Annotated in this window: 8 protein-coding genes, 2 tRNA genes and 1 pseudogene; 3 read left to right on the forward strand and 8 right to left on the reverse strand. The window is 74.1% G+C overall.

Annotated features, from left to right (window positions below; all coding sequences use genetic code 11):
- The first annotated feature begins 27 nt into the window (after positions 1–27).
- Entirely contained in the window at positions 28–1,263 is a 1,236-nt protein-coding gene (locus tag AAT21_RS00775; protein WP_079025373.1) for a M6 family metalloprotease domain-containing protein, read from the forward strand.
- 58 nt (positions 1,264–1,321) lie between these two features.
- Here AAT21_RS00775 and AAT21_RS00780 read toward each other — a convergent pair.
- From AAT21_RS00780 to AAT21_RS00800, 5 genes and pseudogenes are all read right to left on the reverse strand, one after another.
- Positions 1,322–1,395 (reverse strand) — tRNA-Lys (locus AAT21_RS00780).
- 5 nt (positions 1,396–1,400) lie between these two features.
- Positions 1,401–1,474 (reverse strand) — tRNA-Lys (locus AAT21_RS00785).
- Positions 1,465–2,089 (reverse strand): annotated as a pseudogene (locus tag AAT21_RS00790) (bifunctional DNA primase/polymerase). The gene AAT21_RS00785 and the pseudogene AAT21_RS00790 overlap by 10 nt, the downstream one beginning before the upstream one ends.
- Before the next feature lie 120 nt (positions 2,090–2,209).
- Positions 2,210–2,554 (reverse strand): hypothetical protein, encoded by a 345-nt coding sequence (locus AAT21_RS00795; protein WP_046774789.1) that lies wholly within the window; start codon positions 2,552–2,554, stop codon positions 2,210–2,212.
- A gap of 197 nt (positions 2,555–2,751) precedes the next feature.
- Entirely contained in the window at positions 2,752–3,339 is a 588-nt protein-coding gene (locus tag AAT21_RS00800; protein WP_046774790.1) for an NADPH-dependent FMN reductase, read from the reverse strand.
- A gap of 111 nt (positions 3,340–3,450) precedes the next feature.
- On the opposite strand from AAT21_RS00800, the gene AAT21_RS00805 reads away from it, so the two are divergent.
- Positions 3,451–3,933, forward strand: coding sequence for a MarR family winged helix-turn-helix transcriptional regulator (locus AAT21_RS00805; protein WP_046774791.1), 483 nt, complete (start codon positions 3,451–3,453; stop codon positions 3,931–3,933).
- 41 nt (positions 3,934–3,974) lie between these two features.
- Here the strand turns inward: AAT21_RS00805 and AAT21_RS00810 are convergent, their stop codons facing one another.
- From AAT21_RS00810 to AAT21_RS00820, 3 genes are read right to left on the reverse strand one after another with little or no spacing between them, the layout of a single operon-like run.
- Entirely contained in the window at positions 3,975–5,324 is a 1,350-nt protein-coding gene (locus tag AAT21_RS00810) for an AAA domain-containing protein (RefSeq protein ID WP_046774792.1), read from the reverse strand.
- Positions 5,321–6,904, reverse strand: a complete 1,584-nt coding sequence (locus tag AAT21_RS37300; protein WP_046774793.1) for a hypothetical protein — start codon at positions 6,902–6,904, stop codon at positions 5,321–5,323. The genes AAT21_RS00810 and AAT21_RS37300 overlap by 4 nt, the downstream gene beginning before the upstream one ends.
- Positions 6,892–8,061, reverse strand: a complete 1,170-nt coding sequence (locus AAT21_RS00820; RefSeq protein ID WP_107081169.1) for a hypothetical protein — start codon at positions 8,059–8,061, stop codon at positions 6,892–6,894. The genes AAT21_RS37300 and AAT21_RS00820 overlap by 13 nt, the downstream gene beginning before the upstream one ends.
- 126 nt (positions 8,062–8,187) lie before the next feature.
- Between AAT21_RS00820 and AAT21_RS00825 the strand changes: the two genes are divergently transcribed.
- The gene (locus tag AAT21_RS00825; RefSeq protein ID WP_046774795.1) at positions 8,188–8,778 is read left to right on the forward strand and encodes a histidine phosphatase family protein; all 591 of its coding nucleotides are present in this window, start codon (positions 8,188–8,190) and stop codon (positions 8,776–8,778) included.
- Positions 8,779–9,232: the final 454 nt, after the last annotated feature.

Consider the following 9,232-nt stretch of genomic DNA (forward strand, 5'->3'; position numbering starts at 1 on the left):
GGAACGAATCCACCACCGGAGGTCGATGTGACGCGACAGCAGACACCCGGGGGAGTGGACCGCTCTCGCGTCCGAAGTACCGCCGCGGCACTCACCTCCCTGACGGCGCTCGCCGCCATGTCGCTCGTCGCGGGTCCCGCGGTGGCCGACTCCGGCGCCGGGCCCTGCGCGCTGACCCGTACGGCGGCGCACCACTCGCTCGGGCTGGACACCTGGAACGGCGCCTACCCCAAACCGGAGCGCACACTCGACGCGGTCATGGTCTTCCTCTCCTTCCCCGACCACACCGGCACCCTGACCCCCGAACTCCTCACCCGCGACTACTTCCCCGCCACCAGCGACTTCTTCGAGCAGGCCTCGTACGGGCGGTTCCGCCTGGTCCCGCACCCGCAGAAGCAGTGGATCCGGATGCCCAAGCCGTCCACCGCGTACGGGATAAAGCGCGACTGGGCCCCCGGCGACCGGGCGGCCTACCTGCGGGACGCGGTCGCCGCGGCCGACGCCCGGGTGGACTTCGGCAAGTACGACGTCGTCTACTTCGTCGCCGATCCGGACGCGCCCGGGGTCGACTCCGACGCCACGAAGGTCGTGAACTTCGACCGCCCGATCGTCGCCGACGGCGCGGAACTGCGGCGGATCGTCACCGTCTTCGAGCGTCACCCGCCGGACCGCAACGTGCTGGCCCACGAGACCGGGCACGTCTTCGACCTGCCCGACCTGTACCACCGGCCCACGGACGGCAAGGGCGACTGGGACACCTACGTCGGGGACTGGGACGTCATGGGCAGCCAGTTCGGGATGTCCCCGGACCTCTTCGCCTGGCACAAGTGGAAGCTGGGCTGGCTGGACGCCTCCCAGGTGGACTGCGTGCAGTCGGGCTCGTCGCTGCACACCCTGCAGCCGCTGGGGCAGGCCCCGCCGAGCGGCGGCACGGGCGGCACCCGGCTCGCGGTCGTCCGTACGGGACCCGGCAGCGTGATCGCCGTCGAGGCGCGGGGCTCGTCCGGCAACGACGGCGACACCTGCACCGAAGGCGTACTCGTCTACCGGGTACGCAACGAGGCGGCCTCGGGCGGCGGCCCCATCGAGGTGCTGGACGCCCACCCGGAGACGGAGGCGTGCTGGGACCGCTCGGTGTACCCGCCGCTGGCCGACGCGCCGCTGGAGGTGGGCGAGACGTACACGGTGCCGGGGGAGCGGATCACCATCGAGGTGGCCGACCGCACCCGGTCCGGCGCGTACACGGTGAAGATCACGACGTGACGGGGTGAGGGCACACGAAGAAGGCCCCCCACTCGCGTGGGGGGCCTTCTTCCGTCTGTGCGCCGCCAGGGACTCGAACCCCGGACCCGCTGATTAAGAGTCAGCTGCTCTAACCAACTGAGCTAGCGGCGCTTNTGTGCGCCGCCAGGGACTCGAACCCCGGACCCGCTGATTAAGAGTCAGCTGCTCTAACCAACTGAGCTAGCGGCGCTTGCTGACGAGGAAGACATTAGCAGGAGGATCGGCGGAACGAAAAATCGATATCCCCAGGTCCCGCCGGTGCGGCGGTACGCGCCGCCCGCACGAAGGCCCAGAGCAGCGCCTCCGGCCCGGGAAGCCAGGGCTCCCGGGTGTCGGGGGCCACGACCCACCGCGACGGGCCGGGGCCGGCGGCGAGCGGCGGCACGGTGACGGCGTCGCCCCGGCCGTGGCACAGGGGCGCCGGGGCGGTGCGTGAGGCCCCCCACTCCTCCCACGCCAGCAGTGCGGGCAGCCGGTGTGCGGTGCCGGGGGCGGCGAAGAGCAGCATCCGGCCGCGGTGCACGGCCACCGGGCCGGAGCCGGGGCCCTCGGCCCAGAGCAGGTCCAGGACGCGCCGCCCGAGGACCAGCGGGACGTTGACGACGTCGAAGACCTCCCCGCAGGGCAGCCTGGCCGGCAGGCCGGACCGGGCCTCCCACAGCGCGAGCGTGCGCCGGGGATGCGCGGAGGCCGAGGTCAGCCAAGCGGCTCCCTGCGGGGTGACGTGCGTGGCGGGCGCGGTGCGCGTGCGCTCGCCGCGCGCGTGGAGGGCGGTGCATCCGTGAGCCGTCGTCAGCGTCGTCATATGCCAAGGTCTACCCGCCGTAGCGAGCCGAACCCTCGGAGTTACCGAAAATCGGGACAGGGTGAGTAGGTCTGGAGTACATTGCCCCCGCATATGCCGGGCCGCTGCGCCGCGCGGCGATCACGCCAGGTCGGCGCGGCCGTGCTGGAGGGTCTCACCGAATTCGATCATCTTGCGGGCGTAGTCCTCGGTCCACTCGGCCCGTTCGGCGATGGCCGCGGCGGTGAGCCGGTCGAAGCGCCGCGGATCCGCCAGCTGCGCCGCCGCCAGGGCCTGGAACTCCACCGCCCGCTCCTGCGCCGCCCGGAAGGCGAGGGTCAGCTCGGTCGCGCGGGCCAGCAGCTCGCGCGGGTCCTCGATCGATTCCAGGTCGAAGAAGTGCTCCGGATCCGCCACGGCCTCCGAGGGCTCGAAGAGCAGAGGCGCCGGCCGCGGCCGCCGCTCGGTCCGCTCGGGCTCTGCCATCCCTGTCCTCCTGGTGCGCGTGCGAAATCCTTCCGGGCCACCGTCCATTGTCCAATGCCCCGCAAGGGCGCACCCCGACGGGTGGGAAACGGAGAATGGGGCGCGCGAGCGGAGGGGTGGAGCCGGTGGCGGGGGAGTCGCTCACGTGATCGGCCGTCAGCCCCGTACGGAGTACGGCCACCCGGCCGGGAGGCCGCTCAGACGGTGACCGCGACCGCCTGCGCCGCCGCCTCCGCCGCGCGCTTCGCCGCCAGCCCGGCCACGTCCGCCAGTACGGCGGCCAGCTCGGCGGCGAGGGTCTCGGGGGCCTCGAAGCCCTCGGCGCCGATCAGCTTCGGGATGCCCGGGATCGCGACGGAGTGCTCGGCGGGCAGCATGCCGAGGCGGGTCAGGACGGGAAGCAGCATCTCGGCGGCCGGGGCGCCGCCGGTGGGGCCGGCGCTGTAGCTGACGATGCCGACCGGCTTGCCCTTCCACTCGTTGTAGAGGAAGTCGAGGGCGTTCTTGAAGGGCGCCGTGAAGCCGCCGTTGTACATCGGCAGGACGAAGAGAAAGGCGTCCGCGGAGTCGACCAGGGCGCTCCAGTCGCGGGTGTGCTGATGGGCGTAGTTCCCGGTGGAGGCGTATTCGGGCTCGTCCAGGAAGGGCAGTGCGATCTCGGCGAGGTCGACGGGGGTGACCTCGAAGCCGCCGTGCTCGCGGGCCCGGCCGGTGACCCACTGGGCGAGCGGGCGGCCGGAGGAGGTGGGCCGGGTGGCGGCGGAGACGACATGCAGGCGGGTCATGGGGTGGCTCCCGTGGGCGCAGTTGTTGATGTGTCACCTAATGAAAGCGTTATGTGCATGACGTGTCAACCAGGTAGATGATGTGTCACCGATCTGGTTACAGTGGAAGGCATGACCCCCGCATCCGAACCCCGGTGGCTCACCGAGGCCGAGCAGGACGCCTGGTACGCGTGGCGGCGGATGTTCCCGCTGGTCAACGCGGAGATCGCCCGCGACCTGGGACAGGACAGCGGGCTCTCCGAAGCCGACTACGACGTCCTGTCCGTGCTCGGCTCCACCGATGGGCACCGCATGCGGATCAGCGCCCTGGCCGAACTGATGCAGTGGTCGCGCAGCAGGCTGTCCCACCAGCTCACGCGCATGGAACAGCGCGGCGTCGTCCGCCGCGAGGACGTCGCGACCGACGGCCGGGGCGCCGAGGTGGTCCTCACCGCGGCCGGAGTGGCCGCGATCACCGACGCCGCCCCGCTCCACGTGGAATCGGTGCGCCGCCACCTCATCGACATCCTGACCCCGCAGCAGCTCCAGGCCCTGGCCGAGGTCGGCGAGGTGCTCCGCCACCACCTCAAAGCCCCCCGCAAGGGCCGGCCCTGAGCGGACCCCGGCCCGACCGGCGGGACTGTGCGGACGGGACCTCAGGGCCGCCAGCGCACCCGGTGCTCCGCCAGGTGCGCCAGGACCGAGTGGTTCGCCTCCCAGCCGTCCGGGAACTTCACCGTCACCCCCAGCTGCACCGGCTCCGTCGACGGATGGTCGTCCAGCAGCTCCGCTATGCCCGCCCGGGCCACCACCACACAGGCGTGCCGGTGCCGCGAAGCCAGCACGCACAGCCGGCCCGTCTCCAGATGGAAGGCCGTCGCGTCCGGGCGCCCCGACAGCGGATGCAGGACCACCGTCAGGTCGTACTCGCGGCCCTGCAGCCGGTTCGCCGTGTCCACCGTGACCCCCGAGACCCCCAGCGAGGCCAGCGCCGCGCGGACCGCCGCCGCCTGGTCGCGGTGCGCCGTACCGACCGCGATCCGGTCGGCCGTCAGCGCCACCGGCCCCGAGGACTGCTCGTCGGACGTCACGGCCCCCCGGTCCAGGGCCCGGCGCACCACCAGGGCCACCGCGCCGACCGCCTCCGGATCGGTCCGCGGGGTGTGGCGCGCAGGCAGCTCCAGCAGCCCCCAGCCCGCCTCCGCGGCCTCGTCCAGCACCCGGTCCGGGCCCGAACCGTCCGAGGCCACCCCGTACGACAGCCTCCGCTCGCCCGGACCCGTACCGCTGCGGAACTGCGTGTACGGGTAGAACGCCCGCGACACCAGCGGCGCCGCCGTCGCCGGCAGCCGCCAGGACACCGGCAGCCGGTGCTGCGGCAGCTGCGGGTTGTGCGCCAGCAGCGTGCTCACCGCCGACGCCGAAGGATCGTAGGACAGCCCCGCCCACTGCTCCGCGCCGACCACGCTGAACGGGTCCAGCTGCCCCGGGTCGCCCACGAACAGCGCCCGCTCGAACAGCCCCGCCACCGCCAGCAGCGCGTCGGAGCGCATCTGGTACGCCTCGTCGACGATCGCGTGGCTCCAGGGCTCGACGTCCTTCACGAACGCCCACTTCGCCGCCGTCGAGATGGTGATCGGCAGCTCCGCGAGATCCCCCGGCTTCGCCGAAAGGGTCACCGACGGCAGCTCCCGCAGCGCCGGATCGTAGGAATCCCCCTCACTGCTGTGCAGCCGGCCGACCTTCAGCTCCGGATCCTTCTCGGCCAGCCGCAGCACCAGGTCGTCGACCTGCGCGTTCGTCTGCGCCACCACCATCAGCCGGCGCCCCGCCGCGGCCAGCTCCCGGGACGCCCGGACCACCAGCGTGGACTTGCCGGCCCCCGGCGGAGAGTCCACCACGACACCCCGCTCGGTCCCGTACAGGGTGTCGTGCAGGATCGCGGCGGTCGCCCGGGCGGCCGCCGCACCCGGGTCGAAGACGGCGGGTGCGGACACAGGAGTCACAGGATGTCCTCGTCGGTCACGGCGTCGGGAAGGTGAACGGCGGACCCGGACCCCGGCGGGCCGCCGTGGGTCCACGGCGTCCGCTCCGGGTCGGGAAGCTTCGGGCCACCGCGCGCGTCGTGCTCGAACAGCGTCCAGCACACGCGGTCGCCCTTCTCGGGCACGGAACCCGGCTCCGGGTCCCGGCCGCGGCCCATCTTGTCGAGGAGCCGCAGCACCACCTGCCCGTCCTCCTCGACACGGACGAACTGCGCGCTCTGCGGCCGCCCGTCCAGGGAGCGGTACACCTTCACCGCGCCCCCGTCCGCGAGCTGCGGCCGGTCCTCCGTGGACACCGTCACCAGCGGACGCGGACTCGGCCGCTTCGACTCCGTCCACTCCATCACCACCTCGGTGACCTCGCCCGCGAAGGCCTCGCCCGCCAGCCGCCGGCCCGCCATCACGAGCGGGTCGTCCAGCGCCTCCTGGGCGTCCAGCCGCACCTGCTCGGTCTCCCGCGTGGCCAGCTTCCGGGCCGCGGTCACCGCGTCGTCGCGGCGCGGCTGCGGCGGCTCGCCCGCCCGTACCCGGTCCCGGTGACCCGTGTACGACCAGCGGTCGCGCGTCCAGCGCTCCTGCACCCGCTCGCCCGGCGGCAGCCCGCGGACCAGGTCGATCGCCTCCCACGTCGCCCACCAGGTGCTCGACATCTGGTCCACGACCAGCCGGCGCACGGCCCGTTCGGCCGTCCGCACCTCACGGTCGTCGTCCCCCGGCCCGGCCGCCAGGGCCGCGCGCGCCGCGTCGTAGCGGGCGATGGCCGGCGCCAGCAGCTTGTTGTCGAAGGCCGGATCGGTGGCCGGACCGGCCGGCGGGCACAGCAACTGGCCGTGCTCGTCCCGGCCCAGCTCCGCACGCAGGGCCGCCTCCGCCCCCGACCCGCCACCCGGCGGGGCGATCCAGGCCAGGAGCGCGCCCAGGTGCTGGTCCTCCAGATTGCTCTGGCCCGTCGCCCAGTGCCGCGACAGCAGATCCGTCGCCGACAGCAGCATCGAGGACCCGGGCACCCGTGCGCGCTCACCGAGGTGCGTGAACCAGCGGCCCAGCAGCGGCACCCGCGACGGCGCCGGGAAGGGATTGTCCGGATCCTCCTCCGCGGTGCGCCGGAACCGCATCGACCGCCCGAGCAGCCGCACGTACTCGATGCCCGCCCGGCTCGGCACGATCAGCTGTGGGGCGTCCACGCACAGCTCCGTCTCGACCTTGACCCGCTTGCCCGTCTCCGGATCGGTCTCGCTGCGCTCGGCCGGCTCCACCTCGTCGGCGTACGCCTCGATGTGCGCCAGCACGTGCACCGCGAGGTCGGCGAGGAACGCCCAGCGCAGGTCCCGGTCACGGGGCTGGGGTATCACGAAGACGCGCGGATCGTGCCGGTCGGTGCCGACCAGCGCGCCGAGCGGGGCACCGGCCTCACCGGCCGTCGTCAGCGGCACGAAGACCAGCGGCTTCTCGCTCAGGTGACGGTGGCGCACCGTCGCGAGCGGCTGGGCGCGGCCCGCGCGGACGGCCTCCAGCCGGGCCAGGGTGCTCAGCAGGGGCATTCGGGGATCTCCGGAACGTGCGGACGGGGACGGGCGGCGGCGGTCTCCAGCGCCTCGGCGCGCAGCCGGGCCGCGCGGTGCAGGGCGGCGGCGGTGGGATCCTCGGCGCAGCCGCCGCCGGCGGCCGCCGCGAGGGCCTCCTCGACGGTGGTCAGCGAGCCCAGCTCACCCCGTACGGAACGGCCCAGCGTGGTCACCTCGTCGGCGGCGCGGGCCCGCTCCCGGCAGTGGAAGGCCAGCTCGCAGGCGGCCAGGCACTCGGGGGCGTAGGCGGCGTCCACCGCGGAGACCGCCTCGGCCAGCTCCTCGGCGGTCCGCTTCGGATCGAAGCTGAGCCCCTCGGGCAGCGCCGCGGCCAGCTCCTCGACCCGGGTCAGCCGGTCCAGCTGGCGGCGGGTCACCGAGCGCTCGCGGCGGATGTCGACGGGAGCGGCCGTGGGCAGGTTGGAGAAGTCCTTCGGGCAGACCAGCAGCACGGTGTGCCCGACCTCGGCGCCGGCCAGCTTCCCGGCGGTCCGCTCCAGGGCCAGCACGTAGACGGCGGCCTGCCGGGCCGCCGCGCCCACCTTCGCGGCGTCCGCGGCCGCGTCGATCATGGGGAACGATTTGATCTCCACCACGGTCCAGCGGCCGTCGGGGTGCACGACGACGGCATCCGGCTCCAGATAGGCCGGGGAACCGGCCACCTCCAGGGCCAGCATCGGGTGGTCCAGCAGCGTCCACTCCTGCGCCGCGGTGGCCTCGCGCAGGGCCAGGGCGGTCCGGGCGGCGCGGCCCTCGGGCCCGGCGGCCGTCAGGTCGGGGACGCGGGCGCCGGCCCCGGGCGGCTCGGCGGCCGGATCCAGATGCCCGTGGACCAGCCGCAGCAGCTCGGCACCGCCGTCGCCCTTCACCTTCGCCTCGAAGGAGTTCCCGCGGACGATGGCGAACTGCGACTGCCCGAAGGCGGCGGGCGAACCGAGAGCCGTGGCCAGGGCGTTCTTGTCCACACCGGCGCCGTCGAGCAGGGCGCGTCTGCCGCAGCCGGGGTTGGCGGCGAGGGCCGCCAGCGCCCGGGCGTCGAGCGGGCGGGGCTGTACGTCAGGACCGCGCAGGCCGGCGAGCCGCTGCCGCAGCGTGGTCGGCTGCGCGGGGCTGCGGGGCGGGTAAGAGCTCACCCGCGGAAGTGTCCCATCCGCCACTGACAATCGTGTGCGGAGCGCGGAAAAGGGCCGGTGGGAGAGGCGGCCCGGGGCGTGATGGATGATGGGCGGACGACGAAACGCACCGATCGGGAGATTCGCATGGCCCCCCGCATCCTGCTGGCCCGTCACGGCCAGACGGCGTGGTCCCAGCTCGGAAAACACACCGGACGCACGGACGTGCCGCTGCTGGAGGAGGGCAAACAGGGCGCGAAACTGCTCGGCGAACGCCTGGCCCGCGACCCGTGGAAGGGCCTGCCCGGCCTGGAGGTGCGCACCAGCCCGCTGGTCCGCGCGAGCGAGAGCTGTGACCTGGCGGGCTTCGGCGCCCGGGCCGAACCGTGGGACGCGCTGCTGGAGTGGGACTACGGCGAGTACGAGGGCATGACCCCGGCCGAGATCCAGGCGGTCCGGCCGGGCTGGCTGATCTGGCGTGACGGCGTCCCGGGCGGCGAGTCGGTGGCCGACGTCTCGGCGCGTGCCGACGAGGTGGTGGCGTGGGCGCGCTCGGCGGAGCGGGACGTGCTGGTCTTCGCCCACGGGCACATCCTGCGCACGCTGGCCGCGCGCTGGCTGGGCTTCGACGCGTCCTTCGGCGCCCGCATCCGCCTGGACCCGACGTCCCTCTCGGTCCTGGGCTGGGCCTACGGCGCCCCGGCCCTGGAACGCTGGAACGACACGGGCCACCTCTGAGCTCGGCGGGGTTGCTTTGCGGGGCTCCGGCCGGAGTGTGCGGCTGGGGCGTGGTGCGGGTGGGTCGGGGGGACGGGCAGGGGTGTCTCCTCGGCTCGGCGCGTGCGGCCCTGGCCCGGCCAGGGGGGCTTGGTCGCGCCTCGTCCTGCGGGGACACCCCTCCCCGTCCCCCCTCCAGCCGTGCGAGCCGGTTCCGGGAGCGGTGGTGTTGTCCGGCCGGAGCCGTGCCGCGGGGCGTGGTGCGGGTGGGTCGGGGGGCCGGGCAGGGGTGTCTCCTCGGCTCGGCGCGTGCGGCCCTGGCCCGGCCAGACGGGCCTGGTCGCGCGCTCGTCCTGCGGGACACCCCTGCCCGTCCCCCCCTCCAGCAGCACGGGCCGGTGGGGCGGGGACACGGCGGAGTGTCCCCGCAGGACGAGCGCGCGACCTGGGCCGTCTCGGCACGGCAAACCCGCAC

Source organism: Streptomyces yangpuensis, from assembly GCF_001005295.1.
GTDB classification, from domain to species: Bacteria; Actinomycetota; Actinomycetes; order Streptomycetales; family Streptomycetaceae; genus Streptomyces; species Streptomyces yangpuensis.